Annotated in this window: 16 protein-coding genes; 6 read left to right on the top strand and 10 right to left on the bottom strand. The window is 54.6% G+C overall.

Annotated features, from left to right (window positions below; genetic code table 11):
- The first annotated feature begins 301 nt into the window (after window positions 1-301).
- On the top strand, window positions 302-1,561 hold the full coding sequence (locus Pla52nx_RS06720; RefSeq protein ID WP_146522296.1) for a hypothetical protein: 1,260 nt from the start codon (window positions 302-304) through the stop codon (window positions 1,559-1,561).
- A 108-nt stretch (window positions 1,562-1,669) separates the two neighbouring features.
- A complete protein-coding gene (locus Pla52nx_RS06725; protein ID WP_146522297.1) occupies window positions 1,670-4,315 on the top strand; it encodes a hypothetical protein in 2,646 nt (881 codons plus the stop codon).
- Between the two features lie 359 nt (window positions 4,316-4,674).
- Here Pla52nx_RS06725 and Pla52nx_RS06730 read toward each other — a convergent pair whose 3' ends face one another.
- Both Pla52nx_RS06730 and Pla52nx_RS06735 read right to left on the bottom strand, forming a co-directional pair.
- Window positions 4,675-5,667: an archaemetzincin gene (locus Pla52nx_RS06730; protein WP_146522298.1), complete on the bottom strand. Its 993-nt coding sequence runs from the start codon at window positions 5,665-5,667 to the stop codon at window positions 4,675-4,677.
- Between the two features lie 140 nt (window positions 5,668-5,807).
- Window positions 5,808-6,512, bottom strand: a complete 705-nt coding sequence (locus Pla52nx_RS06735; RefSeq protein WP_146522299.1) for a transposase — start codon at window positions 6,510-6,512, stop codon at window positions 5,808-5,810.
- Window positions 6,513-6,934: 422 nt separating this feature from the next.
- Here Pla52nx_RS06735 and Pla52nx_RS06740 point away from each other — a divergent pair, with 422 nt between their 5' ends.
- Window positions 6,935-7,531: a hypothetical protein gene (locus Pla52nx_RS06740; protein WP_146522300.1), complete on the top strand. Its 597-nt coding sequence runs from the start codon at window positions 6,935-6,937 to the stop codon at window positions 7,529-7,531.
- A 120-nt stretch (window positions 7,532-7,651) separates the two neighbouring features.
- Here the strand turns inward: Pla52nx_RS06740 and Pla52nx_RS06745 are convergent, their stop codons facing one another.
- The 6 genes from Pla52nx_RS06745 to Pla52nx_RS06765 all read right to left on the bottom strand — a co-directional run bounded on the left by Pla52nx_RS06745 (window position 7,652) and on the right by Pla52nx_RS06765 (window position 16,697).
- Window positions 7,652-8,344 carry a transposase gene (locus tag Pla52nx_RS06745; protein ID WP_146522301.1) on the bottom strand — a complete coding sequence of 231 codons (693 nt, stop codon included), beginning with the start codon at window positions 8,342-8,344 and terminating at the stop codon, window positions 7,652-7,654.
- Between the two features lie 229 nt (window positions 8,345-8,573).
- Window positions 8,574-8,957, bottom strand: coding sequence for a hypothetical protein (locus Pla52nx_RS06750; RefSeq protein WP_146522302.1), 384 nt, complete (start codon window positions 8,955-8,957; stop codon window positions 8,574-8,576).
- A gap of 244 nt (window positions 8,958-9,201) precedes the next feature.
- Window positions 9,202-11,283 carry a glycosyl hydrolase family 28-related protein gene (locus Pla52nx_RS06755; RefSeq protein WP_197454926.1) on the bottom strand — a complete coding sequence of 694 codons (2,082 nt, stop codon included), beginning with the start codon at window positions 11,281-11,283 and terminating at the stop codon, window positions 9,202-9,204.
- A gap of 396 nt (window positions 11,284-11,679) precedes the next feature.
- On the bottom strand, window positions 11,680-11,820 hold the full coding sequence (locus Pla52nx_RS32880) for a hypothetical protein (RefSeq protein WP_197454927.1): 141 nt from the start codon (window positions 11,818-11,820) through the stop codon (window positions 11,680-11,682).
- Between the two features lie 563 nt (window positions 11,821-12,383).
- Window positions 12,384-13,235 (bottom strand): transposase, encoded by an 852-nt coding sequence (locus Pla52nx_RS06760; RefSeq protein ID WP_197454928.1) that lies wholly within the window; start codon window positions 13,233-13,235, stop codon window positions 12,384-12,386.
- Window positions 13,236-14,015: 780 nt separating this feature from the next.
- Entirely contained in the window at window positions 14,016-16,697 is a 2,682-nt protein-coding gene (locus Pla52nx_RS06765) for a tetratricopeptide repeat protein (RefSeq protein WP_146522305.1), read from the bottom strand.
- A gap of 943 nt (window positions 16,698-17,640) precedes the next feature.
- Between Pla52nx_RS06765 and Pla52nx_RS06770 the strand changes: the two genes are divergently transcribed.
- Complete coding sequence (locus Pla52nx_RS06770; protein ID WP_146522306.1) at window positions 17,641-18,906, top strand: exo-alpha-sialidase; 1,266 nt, start codon at window positions 17,641-17,643, stop codon at window positions 18,904-18,906.
- Between the two features lie 38 nt (window positions 18,907-18,944).
- On the opposite strand, the gene Pla52nx_RS06775 is transcribed toward Pla52nx_RS06770, so the two are convergent.
- On the bottom strand, window positions 18,945-19,379 hold the full coding sequence (locus tag Pla52nx_RS06775) for a hypothetical protein (RefSeq protein ID WP_146522307.1): 435 nt from the start codon (window positions 19,377-19,379) through the stop codon (window positions 18,945-18,947).
- A gap of 239 nt (window positions 19,380-19,618) precedes the next feature.
- Here Pla52nx_RS06775 and Pla52nx_RS06780 point away from each other — a divergent pair, with 239 nt between their 5' ends.
- Together Pla52nx_RS06780 and Pla52nx_RS06785 are read left to right on the top strand one after the other, a co-directional pair.
- On the top strand, window positions 19,619-21,250 hold the full coding sequence (locus Pla52nx_RS06780) for an arylsulfatase (RefSeq protein ID WP_146522308.1): 1,632 nt from the start codon (window positions 19,619-19,621) through the stop codon (window positions 21,248-21,250).
- A 51-nt stretch (window positions 21,251-21,301) separates the two neighbouring features.
- Entirely contained in the window at window positions 21,302-22,078 is a 777-nt protein-coding gene (locus tag Pla52nx_RS06785) for a hypothetical protein (RefSeq protein WP_146522309.1), read from the top strand.
- Between the two features lie 1,031 nt (window positions 22,079-23,109).
- Here Pla52nx_RS06785 and Pla52nx_RS06790 read toward each other — a convergent pair.
- Window positions 23,110-23,529 (bottom strand): hypothetical protein, encoded by a 420-nt coding sequence (locus tag Pla52nx_RS06790; protein ID WP_146522310.1) that lies wholly within the window; start codon window positions 23,527-23,529, stop codon window positions 23,110-23,112.
- Window positions 23,530-23,680: the final 151 nt, after the last annotated feature.

Raw genomic sequence — 23,680 nt, forward strand, 5'->3', positions numbered from 1 at the left:
GGAGTTCTGAAACGAATCTTCTGTCACTTCTAAGCTGAGGAAACAGGTCGCTATCGCTCATGGTTGTTGCAATAAACACGACAAACACGACAAACACGACAAACACGACAAATACGGCGGACCGTTCGCGTGTGCGTCGCGTCGAACTGGATTTCCCCTGACGGCAACTCCTCCCATTTGCGTTTTTTTCTACTTTATGATCTTCATGGAACACCAGATCTTGACCAGAATCTTGTTGTACGAGGATCACTAAACACAATCCAATCAGAACCGTGTGGCTCTGGAAACTGAAAGCAAAATAATGTCGCAATTGCACCATCAATTGATCGCAGCCATTCTGATCCTTCTATCGCCGGGACTTTCCACGATTGCATTTGCGGATGACCCATCGGGGAATTCTCTGAAAGAGTTTGTCAGTAAGGTCTGCGATTTTCAGATCGATATGGCAGCCGATCCGGAGCATCAATCAAGTAACCCCACATCCAATCAAGTGAATCACATGTTCAGGTCGGGCATCCCTGGGGTGGGAATCTACATGGTGCAATTCAACTTTGAGCCCGCTACCGAAAAGAGTGCGTTAACCGCTGAGCAATGGGAGAAAACTGGCAAAGAGTTTGCGAAGGAAGTGGAGACGGGTTTCGGCGCGACAATTAGTCAGCAAAAAGTCGTTGCTCACCAGGGAATGATTGGCTACGAAATCGTTTTTGATATTCCCGCACAACCAGGTTTCTCGGGTCGAATACGCTTCTTCAATGTGCTGGCGGGGGAGCAAAAATCCAGACTGTACACCCTCACGACGATAGGGAAATCTGAATTCATGAAATCGAAGAATGTCGGTCAATTCTTCCAATCGTTCAAGACTCTGTCGCCGGCGACAGCAGCCAAACCGCCTGAGAAATCATCGACAGACTCGCTAAAGAGGTTCGTGAGCAAGGTATGCGATTTTCAGATCGATATAGCAGGCACCCCGGAGCATCTGTCCAGCGATGTAACGTCCAGTCAAACGGATCACGCGTTCAGAACGGGCAGTCCAGAGGCGGGATTCTACGTGGTGCAGTACAACTTTGCCCCTGTCGCCGAGGAAGGCGCGGGAACGGCCGAGTATTGGAAGGAAAATGGCGCCGCGTTTGCGAAGAAAGTGGAGACCGGTTTCGGAGCAAAAGTCAGCAAGCGAGGTGTCGTTGTCCACCAGGGTATGACAGGCTATGAGCTCTTCTTCGATGTTACCGCACAGCCGGGTACCTCAGGTCGAATGCGTCTATTCAATGTGATGTTAGAGGATCAGAAATCCGTACTGTACAACCTCATGACGATCGGAAGCTCTGAGTTCATGAAATCAAAGAACATTGACCAATTCTTTCAATCATTCAAGCTACTCTCGCCAAAGACGGCAGCATCGCCCGCTAAGAAGTCATCGACAGATTCGCTGACGAATGAGAAACCAAAACCCCCGTTACCAACGACTGCAAATCTGACGACGTCCAAAGCTCAGTCTCGCAGATCGAACAACGCAACGAAAACAACTCGTGAACAAGCCGTTGAGAAATTGAAGGCTTTCTAGTCACGACATGAGCGGGTAATTGCCCTGCTGATCAAATTCACATTGACCTTCAACGCGTCGTCGCCACACAGATCACGCGCTGTCAATCATTGAAAAAAGTACTTGGCTATGAGACAACCATTTTCGATCCTGCTTCTACTCTGTGGCACTCTGTTTTCGTTTGCGGAGTCGGGTTCGGCTCAGGACTTCGTCATCATCACTTCCGGCAACGGCTATCTGCTTGACAAAGACAATCAAGTGGCAAAAACCGTTCCGTTCCTCACGTTACTGGACGTTGAATCAGTTGATGCTCCCTATTTTCAGGTTGACCAAGGTCTGCGAATCCATCGAGACCAAGTTCACCACAGCGAGTACTTCGACTACATCAAAGAGAACCCGACGGGGGCTCGTCAGGCGTTCCGGACCCTCAGTGAATGCTTCAAGGATGGCGTCGAGTTGGCAGACGCCATCCAGACAGCAAAACGAGCGACCGACCAGATCCGCGCGGCGTTCAAAGAAGAGACTCCAGCAACGGCATGGTTCCTCCAGACCTTGGCCGGGCTGCAAGACGACGAGGGAGATCTCGATGCAGCAAACGAATCCCTGGATGAGGCAGAGGCCTTGCTCAAAGATATCGGACAGTTGCGGCATTTGCTGGCGGCCGATGTTTTCAACACTCGCGGCATTGTGAAGGCGCAGGAGGGCGAGGACCTTGAGGCGATTCGCTTATTCAACGAAGCACTATTGATGCAGATTGCGGATCTTGGCGACACTCATCTCGATGTTGCTGCTGTTCGCTCCAACTTGTGTGCTTCGTATGAATCCATCGGCGATACGGCCCAAGCGGTTCGAGCTCAGATTCTGGTAACGCGAATCAATGAGCATGTTTTGCCACCGACCGCGATTGAACTGCCCAACGCGTATGGGCGGCTGGGAAGCCTGTACTTAGCCGACGGGCAGTATCAGAAGGCGATCCTAGAATTCCAACGTGCCGTCGATCTCTATAGAAGCCATTCCGATCAGGAAGTAGAGATCGTCAGCATTCAGCTGCAGATCGGTGATACGTACGAACTGCTCGAAGAATTGAAACTCGCGGAAGAAAGCTATGTCGCAGGGTTCGACGAGCTCGATCAGATGGATGCAGCGGATGCGCTAATGTGGCGAAAAGCCATCATCAATCGACAGGGCATGCTGGATCATAATCGCGACCAGGACGAGGACGCTATGGCTCACTATGAGCAGGCCGAGAAACTGTACGATCCCGCATCACCGACAAGCGAAGATGCCTACACGTTCGAAAACATGGGTGTCTTCTATAGCGACAAAAACGACCAGGACAAAGCGAAGAAACTGTTCGTGAAAGCATTGAAAATCTACGCTGAAACGGACGGCGAAACCAGCGAAGCCGTATTGCAGGTGGAAGACCTCATCGCAGCATTGGACGGTGCAGCCGATGGTTCTCTAGATGACGTCGTCATGGTGTCGGCACTGAACGCCTACATGTTCGATGACGACAACAATTTCTTGACCGCAGTTCCGCCCCTGACCGTCTTAGATTGGAATGGACACACCTATGAAACAGAGGAACACTATGGCTACTACACTGCGCCCTATGGTGATCAATTTGGCAATGTCGATGAAACACAACTTCGCAGCGGTCGCATGCTACCTGGATACTTTGACTCATCTGCTGAGTTCTTTAAGGCGATTGTAAAGACCGTCTCGGAAAGCCAAGCAGCCCTGCAATCACGCGATCTCGATGCGGCCGATACTCTCTTAGCAGACGCTCTCAGTCGTTGCATCGACGAAGTCGGTGAAAAGTCCACGTTGACTCTCTGGGTCCAAATGTTCCAAATCGGACTGCTGGAGTTGACTCAAGGACCTGAGGTGGCCGCCAATGCTCTGTCAACTCTGAAAGAAACGATCGCGAACCGTGTAAAGGGTGATTATCCCATTGAAATGGATGCGCAGGCAGTCGCCGGATCCTTGCTGATGAGCTTGGACGAGCCAGAAGCCGCTGCCGAGAAGTTTCAGACGGCCCGCGAAATTGCCATCGAACGCCTGGGAGAAAACCACGTCGATGTGATGCATTTGAATCGCACGTACGCTCAAGCTCTGTTTCGCAGTGGTGACATCAGCGGTGCCGAACGCGAGTTGCGAATGAGTCTGGAAATTGCCGAATCCATCTACCCGTCAGACGTCTCCGAAGTTTACGACGCGAAATTGCAACTATGTCTGGTGCTGACGCAAACGGAGAATCTGGACGAGGCTCTGGACGAGGCTCTGGACGAGGCTCTGGACGAGGCTCTGGAACGTTTGCAAGATCTGACGGATGATGTCGACGGACTGCAACCAATCAGACGCGCCATGTCGTTCGCGTTGTTGGGTCGCGTCCAGGTCTTGCTAGAACGCTACGAGGACGCTCGTGAACTGCTACCTACCGTTCTCAAGGAATTGCAGGAAATCGGTGCGGAAATCAGCCCTCCTGCGGCCGCAGTTGTTTCAGACTTGGGTCGACTGGCAATCGTCGATGAAAAGTGGGACGAGGCGGTCGAGCATCTTTCGAAGGCGGTTTCGATGCACGAGACGATGCAGTCCACCAACACGTTCGAATGCGGCAAAGTACGACTCTCTCTCGGCGAGGCCTTTTCAGGTAAGCTCGAGAGAGCGAAAGCCAAGCAGCAGTTCGAAGCCGCAATTGAATCGTTTGCGGGAGCAAAACGTCTCGAAAGTGCCGAAGCAAAAGAAGCTGCGACCAGGCTCGCGGAACTCTAGCCAGCGCTGGTGTTTAGCCGTCAGGCGACTCAGCATCCAAATACGGCTGACAGTTGCTGCATACCTTGAACTTAACGATTACCAGGGGCAAAGACTGATCTGACGTGAATACGCGTATATACGGAATACGCGAATAGGGACACAGCACTCTAAAGATTGCCGGGCGGGACTTGGCGAATCGCTCCTCAATCTCCTTGCGTCTTCCTAGGGAAACTGAAACAACGAACTATCCGCACGTGGTGATCTGTCCCAAGGTGACGAGGATGAGGTGAAGGGATCGTTTCCACCATTGCGGCACTGTCAGCCAACCCTTGAAAAGGGCTGTGTCCCCGTTAGTCTCCCCACCGGGCCGTGAACAGTTACCTTGATTTCAATCTCGTTGCTCTGACGCTGTACCACCGGGCCGTCTCCTGCCAATTGACCGATTCGCAAAATTCCGCCAGCGCCTGATAGCGATTCTCGACATCGAATGCTTTGGCGTGATGCATCTTACGCAGACAGACGGGGCACAAGTGGATCGGGTTAGCGTCAGATTCATCCAGATGATTGGATCCGTTCATGAGACAGTGGTAATGCACACAATGTCTGATACCGAACATGTGCCCTGTTTCATGCGCCAACACCTTGCAGCTACGTTCAAGCACGAGCTTCTCAGTCTGTTCATCCGGTTGCCTGCCGTAGAACGCCGGGTCGTAGCGAGCAAAGCTGTACACGCCGACTCGATTTCGAAGGCTCGCTTGCCCAAACACAAAATTCCATTCGGGATCTGGGTACAGGTCTGTCATCGTGACGGCCAGCATACAATAAGCGTCCGCCGGAATTCGATTGCTCAGCCAAGTCAGAACATCGGTCGACAGCAACTGCCGATGTCCCTCCGGATGTTGACGCGTTTGAATCGGCAAGCCTTCCAATTTGATTCCGGGTAGAATCTCCACCGGCAGTGCAAAGAAACGCGAGGCGAAGTCTTGCAGCCGTTTCAGATCAGGAGATTTTCCTTCGTCAAATTCACCCAGTGGTTGGAAATAAAGCTTGCCTCGAATCAAATCCGGGCGATTGGGTTGCGAGCGGACGTACTGCGCAAACGTTTGACCGAGCTCGGAGTGGTTTGCCAGCCAGTCAGAAGGCCCCGGTGCGGGCACACTCGAGAATGAGTCGCTGTCGGGGTCAAACGCAAGTCTCAGTTGGGCAGAGATATTCCGCAGTGAGCCGACCGCCGCCGCACGTTGATCGGAATCGGGCGGGATGAAAGACGCTGGCTCCGTTTCACCGCGACCGGGAGTGTTCAGGGCGATCGCCATGGCACAGATGCATCCGAGCGAAATGATCAGGATCAAGCGAGTTCTTATCGTCATCGTGCGAGTAGCCCTATCATTCAGTAAAGGGAGCCTATTGCATCGTCCAGTCTTGATTTGGAGTTAGGACCCGCATGCGATAAAGGGGCATGCGATAAAGGGGAAAGGGGGATTAAGCGCGATCTATCGTATGTCGTAGCTTACTTTGGTGATGGCTGCACTGGCGGCGTGTTCGGTTTCTTTCTTGGCCTTCCTCTTGGGCGTATCGACGACCATGTGCCGGTTCGTTCGCAGGTTTCTTCGATCCATTCTTCGGTGCCATAGGGTCTGCCTCGCTGAATGCAGGTGTGGATCGCTTCAAGTTCGGATTGTGTCAATGCTTGATTGACCTTATCCGTCCATCCGGGCGTGCGTCTGATGGGCCATGTGGCCAGCAACGTGGGGTCGCGGTCACATTTGCGACCCCATCGATGCAGTGATCCAAAGGTCCAATCTTCGGCACGCTTGACCATTCTTGCTCGCAGCGCGTTGCGTTCCACGTAGCGGCAGACGGTCAAGAAGTGCGCATCGTCCTCGATCGCAAAGCTTCGAAAAGGTCCTTGGTAGAGATGACCGAATCCCTTCTTTTGATTGTGGGCGTGGTAACGCAGCGTATGAGTTGACGAGAGCCATCCACAGAATTTCCCCATCGCTTTGTCTTTTCTGGGACGCAGGACGAGGTGCCAGTGATTCGGCATCAGGCAAAACGAAAAGAGGTCGACGGGGTACTTGTCGAGTCCCTCGCGTAGTGTTTTTAAGAAGGCCTGATAGTCATCAGGCTTGTGGAAAATTTGTTGTCGATTGTTTCCCCGATTGATGGCATGGTAGAGACATCCCGCTTCATCAGGCCGCACAGTCCGAGGCATCGCAAACCTCCAAGGGTAGTTGATCAACCATTGCCTCCATCGTATCGCGGCAGCCGCATAAAAAACACCCCCTTCCCCTTATTGCTCATCCTTCGCCTCCCCGATGGCGGGTCTCTTGAAAACCACCGGGCAGGTTGTGCTGCATGAACGAGCGGGTGAAGGATTCGCCGCTGAGACGACGCGTTTCGTAGGAATTCTCGCCCGCCCGGTTTGACACCGCGAGTGCTGTTTGAAATAGAATCTTTCTGAGTGGACCGGAAGCTCCGAACCAAGTTTTTTGAGACCACCAAAGACCGACAAAGTTCAACGCCCGATTTATGCATGCACTTCCTGTGCCCCCATAGAGCGCAATTCGCTTAGTTGCAGCATCGCTAGGCTCAGGAACGGTTTACAACAACAACTCGCAATGAAGGGATAGACATATGACATCTGGCAATACCGATGACGTTTCGCTGAGGTCGCGTGTCGAGAGACTAGAACGACAGAACCGCTTGATGCTCGCATGCTTGATATGCGCGTTGCTCGCTGCTGTCGGCGTGCTCGTTTTGAGAGCCAAGCCGGGAAACGACGGAAAAACTCTGGAAGCGACTCAGATCATTATTAGAGACGCGGACGGAAACAAACGCATCGTCTTGGGGCCAGCAAATCATTCCGACACGAGTCTTCCACCTGGGCTTTTTGTTTATGATAGGGAAGGCAATTCATGTGTTTTTCTTTCCGCCTCAGAAGGCAAAGCAGGTGTGCATTTCGAACAGAACGCAAAAGGACGCATGTTCATTGGGATCGGCCAGCAGAAGTTCGCGGGGTTGATGCTGTTCGCCGAAGCTGGAAAGACGACATCGAACGATGGTCAAATCATTCTCGCCTATGGTGATGATGGCGAAACCATGTTCGGGTTGAACGACAGCAACGGAAACACTCGCGCCATGATGATGCTTGACAAGGAGAACGGAGAAAGTCCGGTTTTCCTATTGCAAGATGAGAAAAAGAAAGCGTTTTTCTCCCAGACGCAGCAGTGAACTGACGGGGCTCTCTAGCAATCGGTGCAGAAATCTAAGCACTGTCATGGTCGAACTTTGATTTGGCCGCCTTTGCGAGATACGCGCGTACCTCAAGCGGCATTACAGAACTCTAAGGGGTCAGGCCTCTTTGTTGGGATTTTCCGGGAACCGGACCCGCTTTCGGCCCCTCGGTCGCATGGTCGATTCCAGATGAAGACGGCGGGCAATGCTTTCAACCCATCCCTCATCGCCCAGCGGCTTGCCACGTTGGGCCGACAGGCGGCACGCGGCCAATTCTTCGTCGCTGAAGCATTGATTGACTCGCTCGGTCCAACGGGGAAGCCGCGATTTAGGCCAGCGCGAAAGCAGGTTCGGATCCGGAGCGTGCAGCCAGTGCCATAGCGATCCCCAACACCAGTCCTCCGCTCGCTCGACCAAACCCGCTCGCAACGCGTTGCGTTCGACGTACCGGCAAACCACGAAAAAATGCTCATCGTCTTGGATCGGAAAGCTCTTGTATCGTTGTTGATAAACATGTCCCGTGCCGCCCGTGTGGTAGTGCGAATGATACCGCATCGTGTGCGTTCCTCCGACCCGCGCCATGAATCGACTCATCTCCCCATCGACCAACGGTCGCAGAACCAGATGGTAGTGGTTGGGCATCAACTGAAAGGAATACAACTCGATTTGGTGAATTTGCAACGCTTCATGCAGGATCCACTCGAAAGCAGCGTAGTCAGCATCTTTGTGAAAAATCGTCGCTCGCAAATTGCCGCGATTCAGCGCGTGATACAAACCGCCCGCTTCATCGGCACGTGGTGGTCGGGGCATGGAGAGGTTCTCCGAAAAGGGACCTTTGACACAGCGTAACCTGCGAAGAACCAAAAACAAAGAGGCCTGACCCCTTTGCTTTGTCCTAACCTGCGAAGAACCAAAAACAAAGAGGCCTGACCCCTTTGCTTTGTTCTGACCCCTTTGCTTTGTTCATGCCCCATCCCACCAAGCCGGGCAAGAACGTGGGGCCGCCTTTCGAATACTCCCAAACCAATGGCGTGTCCACTTAATCCAAATAGCCATACGACGGTGTCTGGTAGCCGTACACTCGCCTCAATAGCGTCGTGGGGCGAGATTGAATCAGGGGCGCTGTCATCTGAGCCGGGTATTCGGTTCGTAACCGGACATCCGTGACCAGCCACTCCCAGCTGAATCCCAGCAATTCTCTCAGGGACTGTTCTTCAAGCGCGATTTCAAAGAGGTCGTGCATCAAGACGGCTTGTTCGTAGTTCGTCGTGGAAAATTCGGTTGACCAGTGCGGATTGCCGATTCGCCAGTGCTCGACGCGAACCTCCACGTGGTAGGTGTTTTCCAACTGTGCGAAATCCTGAGCCGAAGCCAGGGAAGAAACGCAGACCAGCAATGCCATGGCAGCAGCAAAGCGAAACATCGAAAATTCCTTGTATTGCACGGGTGTTTACCACGAGGCGACGTGCCTCGCATAAACGACCAAGCGACAACACAGCGAATTTGTTACTCGGCTGTTGCCAGGATTTCAGGCTCTTGCTTGGTTTTGCTGACGTGTTCACTCGATCGCACCGATTCGGCAAGCGTGCGATCGGTCGGGGACAGGAGTATCGGTTCCTGCTTGCGCTTTGAATGCCAGCGGGAGCGTGATCTTCACTAAGCGGACGCTATCGAACTAGGGCTCGACGGCGACGCATGAACATCACCAAACCGCAACAGCTCAAGAGTGACAGCGATGAGGGTTCAGGGACTGATGAAGGAATGGTGGACCAGCCCAATCCAATCCAGTCGATCGCGTGGTCATCCCGCAAAGCGACACTAAACAACCCGTCGTTGAGCAGGGCCAGTTCATCGGCGGTGAGCGTGTAACGCAGCGTCCTGTCCACCCCATCATCGACGAGGACTTCGAGACTGCGCAGCGAGCGATTGCTGGCGTCTTCGAAGGTCAACAGATCATTCCCAAACCCATTGAGCTGGCGGACACGTATCTCCAACCACGCGTCGATGAGCTCTTCGGTCAGTTCGCCACCGAGGTCAAAAGTGAACAACCGAGTCGCGTTATTGAAAGTCTGGTCCATGTTGGCCAACGGAGCGCCGTTGAACAGAGGCAGCGAAGCGAATGCCGGATCGACCAAGATAGCGTCATCCGAGGCGTTGTAGCTGAAGTTATCTACATCTCCCAGCAGCAGGAAATTTCCGCCGACCAATTCGATAATGCCCTGCGTCTCGAGCCTGTCGGTATTCCAGAGCAAACGGCTGCTGGGCGTCGGCAGGGTGATTTCATCAAAGGAGCCGGTCAAGGTGTCCGCCCCGATCACCCAGTGTTCGCCGGCGAGCATCGGTGTCCCACCGACCAGGTTAACACGGAACTCGCCATCGAGGTTGACCGTACCCTCAACGGACAACCTGTCCATCACGTTGTCGTGCGTGTCAAAGTCGATCTGCAGCACGCCGGTGTCGCCGATATCGAAAACGAACGGGCCGGTGCTCGGGCTGGTGGGGTTCAAGCTGACTCGTTCGGTGCCAACGATCCCCTGCCAAGCGGGGCTAAATACCTGGCTATTGAGAGAAACGTTGTTCTCATAGGTTGTGTCGGTGATCGGGGTCAGTGCGGGGTCCCGGCGCCCTGCGATAACATTGGTCACCGTCGCGTTTCCCCCCGTGTTGATGGCCGCGTTTCCAAAATCCGGATCGATGAGGCCGTCCGTGATCGTGTGGCCTGAATGGTCGTCACCCAAGACGAGAATGCCGGTGCCCTGTTGTCCCTGGATATAGACATCGCTGACGTCGATGTTCGCGTGCGGCGCCGCTTCTGAAGCGTGAATGACGATGGCGTGTGAAAAGCCCCTCAAGTAGACATCCGATATCGTGCCTTGTGCGACTCCGCCGTCGATGTTGTCAACAGGCCTGATGCTGATGCCTGATACGTTCGATGACTGTCCCGGCAGCGTTGACTTCGATGCTGACGAAACGAGATTCACGTTTTCGATGACAAAGTCGCGGTACCTGACGTCGATCGCGGGCGCGGCCCCGGTATCGAGGAATCCAACTTCGTTGATGTTCACGTTCCGGATGACTAAATTCCGATTGCCGTCCCCGCTCGCTTCCTTGGTATCAATGCCATCCGAACCGGTCCGTTCGATGGTCAGGTTGGACAAGGTCACGTTGTTCTTGGAATGACCGTCCCGGTCTTGGATGCCAATGCCATAGCTGCCTACGTTTCTGATCGTGACTTCGTTGACGGTCAATTGTCCTTGCTGCCACCCTGTGCCCACCCGGATTCCATGGCCCACGACGTTGTAGGTCTGGGACTGCTCCCCCATGACCAGTTGGTGCCGCATGTCGACGGTCATGTTCTGAATGGATACGTCGACGGATTCAAAGACCGAGCTTGAGCTCAGATTGATCATGTGAGCCAGCCTGGCGCCGTTCCCGTTGTTGTAGTTGGCCTCCAGGTAGGAAGTGTCCGGGACCAAGAACACGCCGTTGCGACTTTCCCCGACAAGGTGCAGTTCGGTGTTCGCACCTCGATTCAAGTTCAAACCGTTTCTCAGGGCATAGGTGCCATTGGGGAAGAACACGGTCTTGTGATCCGTGGCCATGGCAGCAGCAATAGCCGCATCAATCCGCTCATTGGCTGTGCCCGAATAGTCACCCACACTGATGTATCGCGTCGGGATCGTGGATTGAGCCGAAGCTTGTTGAGCTTGGGCAACAAAGAGGACCAGAAGTAGCAGCTTCCAACGCACGGTTGGCCCATGCTTGCGAAGATTCGTTGACACAAAAAACGACATTGCTCTAAAGAACAGCGAAAGGAGTTGTGTATGGCAGGCGTGGTCAATAGCAGTCAGCGACTGACAGACGACCAACGGCTCGTGTTTTAATTCTAATTCCACTTGCCCCCGCCGTGTGCATCCGGGCGAGAAGAAAAGGTGGCGAAGAAAAGCACTTTCACGCTCGGACATGTCAGTGCGTTGAACCCGTGGCCAGACGGCAGGCGAATCAGGACGCATGACACCACCCGTCGCTTGGCCTAACGAACGTACTCGCCAGAAGTGTAACCCACCACGCGTCCTTGCGAATCAATTATGATATCAATTTCCTGCCCATCGATCTTGATGTTGTTGACGATCTGGTTGTTGTCCCTAACCAATTGGCTCGTAATGATCATTGAGAAACCGCACCGTCACCTGATTGGCCTTAATCCCACTGCTTGTTTCATGACGCAACGCTTGTTGGGTTTGTTGTAAGTCGTACGTGGCGACAATCTGATCGTCGATCAGCAACGCAATCTGGTTTCACCCCATGCATGAACGACGATGTCCAAGGTGTGATGAAAACGTCTGATTGGTTCCATGCTGACGCGGCTTCTTGAGTCGTTGATTCCGCCGGGGCAAGCCCGGGACGGAGATCCCAGAATGAAGGGGTATCTGATGGCGATTGATTGCAACCGTTCGGTAGCTGCCAGTTGTTGCACCGCCGGGGCAAGCCCGGACGGAAGCGTTTGGGCGCTGGGTTGGATTGGTTGCCGCGTTCGGTAGCTGCCAGTTGTTGCACCGCCGGGACGAGCCCGGACGGAAGCGTTTGGGCGCTGGGTTGGATTGGTTGCAGCGTTCGGTAGCTGCCAGTTGTTGCACCGCCGGGGCAAGCCCGGGCGGAAGCGTTTGGGCGTTGGGTTGGATTGGTTGCAGCGTTCGGTAGCCGCCAGTTGTTGCACCGCCGGGACGAGCCCGGACGGAAGCGTTTGGGCGTTGGGTTGGATTGGTTGCATTTCTTGCATCCCTGAATCCTTCCGTCGGGCTTGCCCCGGCGGGGGAAACAAGTGGCAGCTACACCTCGCTGCTGCGCGTCAATCTTCTTTTCCCGTCTCCTCCGGCCTCCGCTTCGGGCTTGTCCCGGCGGAGCCAGCGACTCCTTGGTCGTGCATCCGCACCGCGCCGCGATCATAGCCGCCGAATGTTCCTACATAGTAGCTCGACATCAAGATCGGTTTCATGTCATACACATAGGCAACGTTATTCATCAGCGAGAGCGCGACCGACTGCGGGGACTCCGTCACGCCAGCACTAAGTAACACATGGAGGTGGTTGCTCAATAAGCCAATTCGTGACAATGTCCAATCTTTCTTCATGCTCGCCCGGACGATGATGTTTCTCACTCGCAGCAACTGTGTCGCTCGCACGTCATGCCAACCATCGGAATTCTTCATCACGATTTGCAGCGAATTCAAATACTGACCATACGTGCCAATGCGAGGCTTGGAGAGATCGATCGATGCGTCATGAAATTGAGTGGATTCCAAGCGTGATTGAACGGCATCATCGGCCATCGGATGGCGTGCCGTTTGCTTGGCGACGTATTGATCAAGCACACTTGAGTTTGCTTCGCCGATACTTTGAATGTGGTAGTTCCTTCGAAATGCCTTCGGAATCTGGTCGCGAATCAAGTGCTGCAAACGACCTTTGATACTTCGCACGATTTCTGAAGGTGTCGATGCTGGTCGTGTGCTGACAAAGAACTGGAGCGTGTTCTCAGATCGCACATTACTTGAGAGAATTCGCACCCCATCCGATTCTGTTGCCGCTTGCAAGTCCTTCAGCCAAAGGGATTGTTCGGGAAACCTGCATTTCCCGAACAACGCAAGCGACCAATTGAGTTGGTAAGCTGTCGTCGTGTTCTCAGCGGTATAGATTGGTTCCATGCTGACGCGGCTTCTTGAGTCGTTGATTCCGCCGGGGCAAGCCCGGGACGGAGATCCCAGAATGAAGAAGTGTTTGATGGCGATTGATTGTAACCGTTGGTAGCCTCCAGTTGTTGCACCGCCGGGACAAGCCCGGACGGAAGCGTTTGGGCGTTGGGTTGGATTGATTGCCGTGTTCGGTAGCCGCCAGTTGTTGCACCGCCGGGGCAAGCCCGGGCGGAAGCGTTTGGGCGTTGGGTTGGATTGGTTGCAGCGTTCGGTAGCCGCCAGTTGTTGCACCGCCGGGACGAGCCCGGGCGGAAGCGTTTGGGCGTTGGGTTGGATTGATTGCATTTCTTGCATCCCTGAATCCTTCCGTCGGGCTTGTCCCGGCGGGGGAAACAAGTGGCAGCTACACCTCGCTGCTGTGCGTCAATCTTCTTTTTCCGTCTCCTCCGGCCTCCGCTTCGGGCTTGTCCCGGCGGAGCCAGCGACTCCTTGCTGAGGAAGCGAACGGCATTCTTCGCAAACGCCAGGACGGCCGACATCGCCTTGACTTCGATCGATGCGGCGTTGCCATCGCAAATCCCCTAGAGCTCCAATCCGTTGATTCCAGATTCGGACGGCTCCGCCCTAAGCACACTCATCAAGCTGCTGTCGCTGACTCGGTCGATCAATGCGTGGTTGGCTCGGGGTGCGTAATTGGAACGCCTCCGTTCAAGCCCAGTGATCGCAGAAGGAGGTGTTCGACAAATTCTTGTGTCCGAACGAGAATGATGTGTCCCATCGCCCAACTGATCGCTATTGATCGTCCATTACAGACACAATCAATGCATGATTCCTTCGCACGGTAACCGTTTTCGGATGCTGATCCCCGAGACTTTGTTGAAAAATCTCCACCGCCCGGCGCATCAACGGTTCGGCCTCCGCTAGACGGTTGGTGTCCTGAAGCAACGTCGCCAAGTTATTGAGGTCTCTGGCGACATCCGGGTGTCGGGCTCCGTAGGACTGCTGGTCGATGGCCAGCGCCCGGCGCATCAACGGTTCGGCCTCCGCCAGACGGTTGGTGGCCTGAAGCAACGCCGCCAGGTTGTTGAGGTCGGTGGCGACTCTGGGGTGTTCGGCTCCAAAGGACTGTTCGTCGATGGCAAGCGCCCGGCGATACAGCTGCTCGGCCTCTGCCGGACGATTCGCGGCCTGAAGCAATGCCGCTAGGTTGTTGAGGTCTCGGGCGACATCCGGGTGTTCGGCTCCATAGGTCTGCTCGTCGATGGCCAGCGCCCGGCGATACAGCTGCTCGGCCTCCGCCGGACGGTTCGTCTCCTGAAGCAGCGCCGCCAAGTTGTTGAGGCGAATGGCGACATTGGAGTGTTCGGCTCCGAGGGACTGTTCGTCGATAGCCAGCGCGCGGCGCATCAGCGGCTCGGCCTCCGCCGGACGGTTCGTCTCCTGAAGCAGCGCCGCCAAGTTGTTGAGGTCGATGGCGACATCCGGGTGTTCGGCCCCGTAGGACTGCTCGTCGATGGCCAGCGCCCGGCGCATTAGCGGCTCGGCCTCCGCCAAACGGTTCGTCGCCTGGAACAGTGCCGCTAGGTTGTTGAGGGCTGCTGCGACGCTGGGATGATCCTCGCCATAGGTTTGTTCGAAGATGTTCACCACTCGAGCTGTCAGCGGTTCCGCCTCCTGGTGCGCAGCGCGAGTCTTCAGGTACCCTGCCAGACAACTCATCAGTCGCGGAGTCAGAGCTAACCTGACGCTGGGCGTGGAACCGGCGGCTAACGCCTTGCCGCTCATTTGGTCGGCGAACTGCACGACCGCAGCAATGTGACTCTGGCCGGGTATATAGATGGTGGGCCAGGATCGGACGTCGTAACAGGTGGGCTCTGCAGGGACGAAATCGTTCACCATTCGTAAAGCTCGCTGTAGCCAAGCGACACGATCGGGCTCGGGTAAACGGTAGCGTGTGATTTCTTCCACCAAACGATGGACTTCGACCGAATGGTATTGATCGTCGGTCCATTTCAAGAGCGAGTACTCCGCCAAGTCAGCGATTCCGGTTTCGACGTCGATCGGCTGTTCGTTATCGGTCGATGACACCTTTTCAATCATCGTTAACGGAATCGGATCGGGGGCCAGCCAGCAAAGAACATTCAACAGGCCACGACCGTCGTCGGTAAGTCGATCGAAACTGGTTTGCCAAGTGGTGGCGACACTAGCCGGGTATTTCATCGTCCGCTGATCATGCCACTGCAGAACCTTGGCTTCCAGCTGTTTCCAGCGGTCGAGATAGGTCCGGAAACCGGTGTGATGTTTGACGATAAACGCCCCAGCTTGTTCCAGGGCCAGCGGCAACCGTCCCAGTAAGTTGGCCAGGGTGAGTGCATCCGCTTCATCGGCAGGTGTTGATTTGCGTTTGCCAGCGGTGCGTTCCAGCAGAAAATCTTGCGCCGCCGGTTCGCTGATCACATCCAGCGACAGTTCCTGCACAGCGTCCCCCCACTGCGATAGACGCGAGGTCACTACGACGTGACCGGAATCGAGTTTCTGCAACAGCGATTCGACTTCCACTGCGACGTCTGGCGTGTCGACATTGTCGACAATCAAAAACCAACCGGAATGCTCACGTAGCCAACGAAGTGCGGCGGCCACTTGAACTTCCTGCTCAATCGCGTCTTTCTCGGGCAAGTTTAAGACCAACGCACCACACAAATTGGCCAAGTTGCGTTGCAGGTTGGCCGGGCTGTCAGCGGTGATGAACAACAGCGCTGTGTATTCGTGTGAGTAACGTTTCGCGTATTCGAGTGCGACGCGCGTCTTACCGATTCCGCCCAGACCGTGGATGGCTTGCTTTGCTGTGACTGCGGCGATATGGGTTGGTTTGTCGACCAGGACACTGCGAAGCTGTTTTATGAATTCGTCGCGGCCTTTGAAGAGAGATCCGACGATCGGCAGGTTTTGTGGTTTCGCAAGCGTTGACTTGATCTCGATTTTGTCGAGCAATTTTCGTAACTCGTCGTGGTTGCTGAACTCGTAGTACAACTCGTTGCCGGTGGTGCGAGAGGTCGCGGACCAGGCTTCATTGCCTTCCATCAAACGTTGGCGATGAAGACGCTGTAACTCTGCCTGTTCATCGGTTTGGCTAAAGTGGTTGTCTGGTACGTAGTCCTGACGAGCTATGAAGCGGAACACTTGACGCCGAAGTTCTCTCCCCAGTTCGTATTCCAACTGCGTATAGGATCGACGCAATTCGCCGTCGGGTCGATTCGTGGGTTCAAATCCGTAGAACAGCCCGACCAGATGGATCACAGCATCGCAAGGGGCCAACTTGTCACGTAACATCTGCACCACTGTGTTGTAGTCGGATTGCACAGGGAAATCGTCCTGTACGACAGGTTCGTGACCGTGTTCGTTTGCCCACTGGGCAACCACCTCGCGGAAGCTTTTCAGGTCGCGGGTGGTCCCGCTGATGAAGATTCTTGGCATCGATATCTCTATTTTATTTCATCTTGGTGGGGCCAAGTAAGGAGTGAGCGGGATGTTGATTGAGTGCGTTGCGCTGTTTTCTTGAACCGACGACGCTAGACGCGGATTATTCATGATCCGCAGCGCGATAGCGGTTCCCAAGTATAGACGTGAGAACCGGACGCTATCGCGTGGCGGCTGATATACGCAGGCTGTTTTCGCACCGATCTGCGCAAGCCGGAAGGTCAATGGACGCCCGACATCAATGAACACGCCCAGCGGCTATTGGATCTGTTGCGGCAAGCTGCCCCACGATCCAAGGGTGCAAGATGAGTTCGGATAGTGAGTTCGGTTGTTGTATGTCGTTGACGCAGTAGAGTTCGGTTGTTGGGCTCATGTCAGGCCACCTCAATCTGCGCACATTTCCGGCGTGTATTGCCCCCTCACCCGGACGAAGGCTTAACGCCTCGTCCGACCTCTCCCCCAACAAGTTGAGGGAGAGGTTGCAAAGTCGATTTGGGATCGATTTCGATCGGACAACTGTTATTCGTTCGGCTCTGATTGTCTTTCGACTTTCCAACTCGAAAACGAACACCACCATACGCCCAATTAGAAACAAGACGCAGTGAGCCGCAATGCGTACCGTCACCTCGCCCAAGGAATTTGGGCGTGATCGACCAGGAAGCTTCCGGCGCATGTGAGGGATCAGGGCCTGACTTCGCAAGTCATCCTTTGGGATTGGCAAAAACGTTTGGCGGGGCACGCTATCGACTTGGAAAGTCGAGCGACGATCGAGCACTTTATCTTCACTCCAGCACCTCTCCTCCGACTTGACGGAAGAGAGGGGACCGAAACTCCTGATGAGTTTCGCTACACTGTGGGCGTCGGAAGCGGTTGCTCGCATGAGGAAACTTGTTTGCCCCTCACTGCTGCAGACCGCAGACATCCAAAATGAATTACTGACATGAATGAATTGCTTGGCCGGTTTCTCTTCTTTCGCTGCGTTTCCTCGACTCAGCGACTCCCCAGAGCGAATGAAAAGCATGTTCTGCTTCAAGTTTCCCTCGGTCTGATTCCGTTTTTCCTGTTGATCGGCGGTGCGTCTCTGGCTGCCCAGTCGCCGGTGATTTTTTCGTTGTGGGACGAGTCGAATATGCTCGGCGTCGCGGAGGACTTGCCCGAACTCGCAGGCGTCGAATTTCATGTCATCAAGAAATGGGACAAGCCGAACGATGGCTACACGTTTCTTCATGGCGTCGGATTGGCTTGGCACCGTGGGAAACTCTACGCTTCGTTTGGTCACAACAAAGGAGCGGAGAACACGGTCACCGAGGAAGCCCAGTATCGAGTGAGCGATGACGGCGGAAAGACTTGGGGGCCGCTCCAAGTGATCGACGCGGGCGAGGAAGAAAATCTTGCCGTCAGCCACGGTGTTTTCCTTTCCCATGACGGAAAACTGTGGGCGTTTCAGGGTGCCTACAGCGGCTTCATGAAAAACATCCACACGCGTGCCTACTCGCTCAATGAAGAAACCGGACAATGGACCAAACATGGCGTCGTGATCGAAAACGGTTTTTGGCCGATGAACCAACCGGTCCAGATGGATGACGGGAACTGGATCATGGCTGGCGGTGCGTTGGGGGCTTATTCCAGCGACAAGGTTTTTCCGGCTGCCATTGCGATCAGTCACGGTGATGACTTGACGCAATGGGATTTCATCCGCATCCAAACGGCTGACGGTATCGATCGGATGTGGGGCGAATCATCGCTGATCGTCGACGGCCCGAACATCATCAACATCGCCCGATACGGTGGCGCTGCTGTCGCGTTGGTCGCGAAGAGCGGCGACTACGGTCGCACTTGGACGGCCAGTGAAATCAGTGATCTGCCGATGGCAACTTCCAAGCCGGCCGCCGGGATGCTCAGCAGCGGCCAACGATACCTCGTCTGCACCACCGCACGTGACAACGGTGGCAAACGTTCGCCCCTGACCATCGCGGTAACCCGTCCCGGCGAGACGCAATTCAGCCAAGTCTTTGTCATTCGCCGCAGAAAGCACGACGGTCCAGGTGAATCCGCCGAGAGTCTTTCCCTGTCGTATCCATGTGGCATCGAACACGAGGGGAAACTCTATGTCGGGTATTCAAACAACGGCGGACGTAAAGGAAACCTCAACAGTGCCGAGCTGGCGGTCATTCCCATCGCATCGTTGGCAATCGAAAGGCCGTGATGAGAAGTTCGAAAGGCGGGATGATTCAAGGAGTTTTTTCAGTTCCACCCGCTTGAGTTGCCCTTGCTCAGGATCGCGTCGATCTCTTCGCGAGTGATGTTGTATCGCACCATGAATCCTTTGGTCATCAACTCCATTTCCTGCTGCATTTGTTGAACCCCACGGCTTGGCCCACCATTGTTTTGAATCCCCTCGATTATCTTTTTCTTTTGGTTCAGGGTTTTGTAGATTTCTCGCTCTACCGCTTCCGTTAGTTTTGGCGGACCCATGGTTACCTTTCCGTTCTCAACGGTAATGGCCTCGTTGGAAATGATGGTTGTTTTCCCATTCGTCTCCGCTGGCGAGGTTTCTTGTGCGATCTCGGGAACCGCATCGATCGGTGTCGCTTGCTGTTTGTTTTTGGTGGCGACGTTGTCGCATCCTGCGGCTAGCAGCAACAGAACAACGAGACCTGAGATCATCGGACGAGCCATCGGATTCCTTGTCCTGAAAGAGTGGTGAATAGCGGATCGTCGTTGCTAGCGAAGCAAGCGGTTTGTAGCCGGTCACTCTGTTTGTACACCGGCATGATGGGACGAACAAGCATTTTCAGTAATCAGCACCGTTGGAAAGTATTCCACTCCGTTGGACAGCATTCCACTGCGTTGGGTGCTGGAAATGATTAGAATCTGAGTCCCGAAAACAGTTCCTTGCCACCATCGGTCATTTCGCCATGCGTCAACGTTTTGTCTTCCTACTGTCACTCTGTCTGTTGCCACTGTGCCTGCTAACGCCTCCGAGTCTCTGTGCCGCCGATCGGCCGAACATCCTGATGATCATGGTCGATGATCTGGGGTTCTCGGACTTGGGATGTTATGGCAGCGAAATCGAAACGCCGAACCTTGACGCCTTGGCCGGCGGCGGAATGCGGTTTTCTCAGTTTTACAACACCGCCAAGTGCCACTCGTCCCGCGTTTCATTGTTGACCGGTCAATACTGCATCGCCGCGGGTGATACATCGCTTCGCAACGCGGTGACCAGTGCGGAAGTATTGCGGGCGAGCGGTTACTCGACCGCGATGACGGGCAAGTGGCACTTGCAAAAGCAGCCCACGGATTTTGGATTCCAACGCTACTTTGGCCACCTCAGTGGAGCATGCAATTATTTCCTCGGCGACAACACGTTCCGTCTCAATGGCCAGCCGTGGCAAGTGCCCAAGACGGATTTCTACACCACGGTTGCCAACGTCGATTACGCCGTCGAGTTCTTGAATGAAGCTCGCCAGAAGAAGGATCCATGGTACTTGTACGTTGCGTTCAATGCACCGCATGCTCCCCTGCAAGCTTTGCCGGACGACTATGCGAAGTACGATGATGGTCGCTACGCCGCCGGTTGGGATGCGATCCAGGCCAAACGTGTGGAGAAACAAAAGCAGATCGGTTTGTTGGCTGCGGATCTGCAGGCGAGTCCTCGTCCCGATCATATTCCCGCCTGGTCGACACTGAATGACGATCGCAAAGCGTTTGAAACGAAACGCATGACGACGTTGGCTGCGATGATCGACCGAGTTGATCAAGAGGTCGGTCGACTGGTCGCGAATTTGAAAGCCGCCGGCGAATTCGAAAACACTCTCATTTGGTTCGTCTCGGACAACGGTGCCTGTCCGTATGATCGACGCAGCACGGGTATCCACAAGTTGCCGACCGATGGCAGCGTCAGTTGGAGCGACTCGACCGGTTGGGCATGGGCACGCAACACGCCGTTTCGGTTCTACAAACAGAATCAGTTCGAAGGCGGAATCAGCTCGCCTGCCATCGTCCACTGGCCGGCCGGAATCAAAGTCGCACCGGGTAGCATCGTGCGTACACCGGCTCACTTGATCGACATCATGCCGACGTTTGCCGACGTCGCAGGGGCGACGATCCCGTCAGAGTTTGCCGATCGCGAACTGCGACCCGTCTCGGGCGTTTCGCTGAAACCCCTGTTGCAAGGCGGCGACGTCACGCGAAGCCAACCGATCCACTTGTTGTTTGCCTCCGATCGTGGACTACGTGATGGCGACTGGAAAGCCGTCAGCTATCGTTCCAGTCCGTGGGAGCTGTATCATATCGCGACCGATCGTACGGAACTCAACAATGTGGCGGCGCAGAACCCCGAGCGATTGCAGTCCATGGTGCAGCAGTGGACCACGATGGCTGAAAACGTCTTGCACGCGAATAAACAAACGACCAAGCCTGTTTCGGAGGAAGTCAAACCGCATCTGCACCCCGAATGGACGGATTTCACCAAGCCGCTCGTCGATGGCGGGAACGGTAAGTCAGGCGAAGCGAAAAAAGGCCGACGCAAGAAGGCAACGGCCAAGTAAAACGTTTAAGCATTCATTTCCTTTCCCTTTACTCCCCCCCTCGGTGTGATCATGAGAAACATTGTCATTTGTGTTGCCGTGTTGGTGATGGTTTGTAGCGTTTCGTTTGCCCAAGATGCCGGCAACGAAAAATTGCCAGACAACGCGTCAGGCAATCAGGCCGACAAGCCGGCAGAGATGCGACGTCAACAGCAGGCGAGAACACGGACGCGTCCGCCGGTGGAGGTCAAGGATCCTGCGGGATTCATCAAGCCGAAGGACAAGGATGTTTTCTCAGGGCCACAAGCCGGTGAAAAACTGCCATCCTTTAAAGCCATCGGGATCGCCGGCGAGCAAAGCGACAAAGAGTTGGACCTTGTCGAGATCGCGGACGGCAAACCCATGATCTTGATCTTTCAAGACGACACACCCGCAGGAATCCGCGGCCTGTTTGGTTTCGCCAGGGCGATCGATGCGATCAAGAAACAGACGGACAAACAGCTCACCTTTGCATCCGTCTTTTTGGACGATGACGCCACCAAGATCTCAGCCAACGCAAAACGCTATCCACCGAACTTGACCCAACTGTTGACGTTGGCTGTTTCTCCCGATGGTCGTAGCGGACCAGGAGCCTACGGATTGGATCGCAACATCCCGATGACGATCTTGATCGTCAACGAAGGCAAGGTGTTGCACAATTTTGCGATGACGCAGTCAATGGCGTATCCCGATCCGCACGTACTGGGCGCCGTCGCCGAATTGATCGGCGCTGAGCGTGAAACGGTGGCCAAATGGATCAACGATGCACAAGCTGCCCAACAGAGAATGAGACCGGCTCCGGCTCGGTAGCGGGCAAGCTCCCTGGGCAAGACAGCGGTAGCGGGCGTTCCGCAGACGCAACCAATGCATCGTCCCACCAGAAACCCTCTTTCTGACCGCGAAGCCGGTCAAAGACGGTAGCCGTCGGTTGCGATATCGCACCGACGGTCAGCTTGTTCTGTAGGCGAACGTTAGCAATCACACGGCGGCGACGAACAGCTCTCCACTTCAGCCAACGTGATTTCGCCGCTCGTGTGTATTTTGTGGTTCGTCCGAATTCCGTCGCGAAGATGCCTTCACGTTGGGAAGTGACTCTAGAAAGCTTGGCGAGCAGCCAGCCAACCATATGTGATGGCGGGTTGCTTTTGTACATCGCACAATATAACGCTTGCTCAGATTAGGCCATATTGCTCCCAGGGAAAATATCGGTGCTCCGATTAAGACTCCCCAAAAAAAACGCTCTGATTCCAACCCGAGTACGAAACTAAACAATCCAGTCAGCAGTCCAATGGCACATAACACTCTTCCAAGCCATTTGTTCCTGCCTAGCTTATGCAACGCTTCATCAGAAACCGGAACGTGGAGTTCAGCGATGTGTACAATGAACATCCAGTACAGGAAAAATACGGTTGTTGACGCGAGGATTCGAGTTAATGCAAGGAGCGCGAGGACGATTGAGTTAACGTTGTCAAAAAGTGCATTGACGACGAGACCGGTAAAAGAATAAGTCACAACAGACAATACGATTATGCTGAGGTGGACGAGTTCGGTTCTTGAATTGGGCACAAATGCCACACACTTTGTGATGCGATTCCGAGTTGGGTTGTTAGTGACAATGCATCGATTTGGAAAAAGATACTTCCGCATGTCAATCACGAGATATGAACTGTCTCGGTAAAGACCGGTTGATGACTCAAGATTTGAGTTCGCGATCGGTTCTTCCAAATCTTGTATTGCAGCGGCAAGGTTCCGGCCACATTCCGGACATGCGAATCTTGGCATCCCCCCAAGCGTCTTTTCCGGGAATTCAGCCCCGCAATCACATTGTCTCGTGACTCTAGTCATTTATCGTTGGGGACGGGGGACGACGTGTTCGAATCTGGCCATGCGGACGAACGCCCTCGATGTACGGGCGTCGGGAGTTGGGCTTCCATGTCGAATTGCTGACCACTGACTCGCCGTACCATTGCTCGCTTCTGTCGCCTTCCTTGGCTGAACCGAACCGCGCGGATGCGATCTTTCGATTGTATCGTCCGCTGAGACGTCAGTGCAAATCGAGTCCTGGATTCCACTCCTGACTTTGCCCCGCTGACGATGTGGCCGAAGTCGAATGCCGATGCCGGAATGTCACCCGCGATCCAATGGCAACGACACTGCAGGCCCATCGCTGTGCGATTCCCAAAATTCCACTGGTTGCTGCTCCAACGCGGGGTGGGCCGTGGTAACATGAACCCACGATCGAAGTCGGCAGCAGAAGGCATAGGAGTGATCCGCCGAGTCCAACGGCGACACAAAGGCCTGAACGTCACAAGACAAGGGACGAACCATCGATGAACTCTGATGCTTCCTCGCTCTCCATCCGGGCTTGACCCGGTGGAAGCAAGACTGATGAGCTACAAAGAAGCGGTCGAT

It is taken from the genome of Stieleria varia (genome assembly GCF_038443385.1).
In the GTDB taxonomy this organism is placed as follows: Bacteria; Planctomycetota; Planctomycetia; order Pirellulales; family Pirellulaceae; genus Stieleria; species Stieleria varia.

Bases quoted from the DNA above. Each gene is read 5' to 3' on its own strand.
- Pla52nx_RS06720 (WP_146522296.1), top strand. From the start codon at position 302: ATGTCGCAATTGCACCATCAATTGATCGCAGCCATTCTGATCCTTCTA.
- Pla52nx_RS06725 (WP_146522297.1), top strand. From the start codon at position 1,670: ATGAGACAACCATTTTCGATCCTGCTTCTACTCTGTGGCACTCTGTTT.
- Pla52nx_RS06730 (WP_146522298.1), bottom strand. From the start codon at position 5,667: ATGACGATAAGAACTCGCTTGATCCTGATCATTTCGCTCGGATGCATC.
- Pla52nx_RS06735 (WP_146522299.1), bottom strand. From the start codon at position 6,512: ATGCCTCGGACTGTGCGGCCTGATGAAGCGGGATGTCTCTACCATGCC.
- Pla52nx_RS06740 (WP_146522300.1), top strand. From the start codon at position 6,935: ATGACATCTGGCAATACCGATGACGTTTCGCTGAGGTCGCGTGTCGAG.
- Pla52nx_RS06745 (WP_146522301.1), bottom strand. From the start codon at position 8,344: ATGCCCCGACCACCACGTGCCGATGAAGCGGGCGGTTTGTATCACGCG.
- Pla52nx_RS06750 (WP_146522302.1), bottom strand. From the start codon at position 8,957: ATGTTTCGCTTTGCTGCTGCCATGGCATTGCTGGTCTGCGTTTCTTCC.
- Pla52nx_RS06760 (WP_197454928.1), bottom strand. From the start codon at position 13,235: ATGGAACCAATCTATACCGCTGAGAACACGACGACAGCTTACCAACTC.
- Pla52nx_RS06765 (WP_146522305.1), bottom strand. From the start codon at position 16,697: ATGCCAAGAATCTTCATCAGCGGGACCACCCGCGACCTGAAAAGCTTC.
- Pla52nx_RS06770 (WP_146522306.1), top strand. From the start codon at position 17,641: ATGAATGAATTGCTTGGCCGGTTTCTCTTCTTTCGCTGCGTTTCCTCG.
- Pla52nx_RS06775 (WP_146522307.1), bottom strand. From the start codon at position 19,379: ATGGCTCGTCCGATGATCTCAGGTCTCGTTGTTCTGTTGCTGCTAGCC.
- Pla52nx_RS06780 (WP_146522308.1), top strand. From the start codon at position 19,619: ATGCGTCAACGTTTTGTCTTCCTACTGTCACTCTGTCTGTTGCCACTG.
- Pla52nx_RS06785 (WP_146522309.1), top strand. From the start codon at position 21,302: ATGAGAAACATTGTCATTTGTGTTGCCGTGTTGGTGATGGTTTGTAGC.
- Pla52nx_RS06790 (WP_146522310.1), bottom strand. From the start codon at position 23,529: ATGCCTTCTGCTGCCGACTTCGATCGTGGGTTCATGTTACCACGGCCC.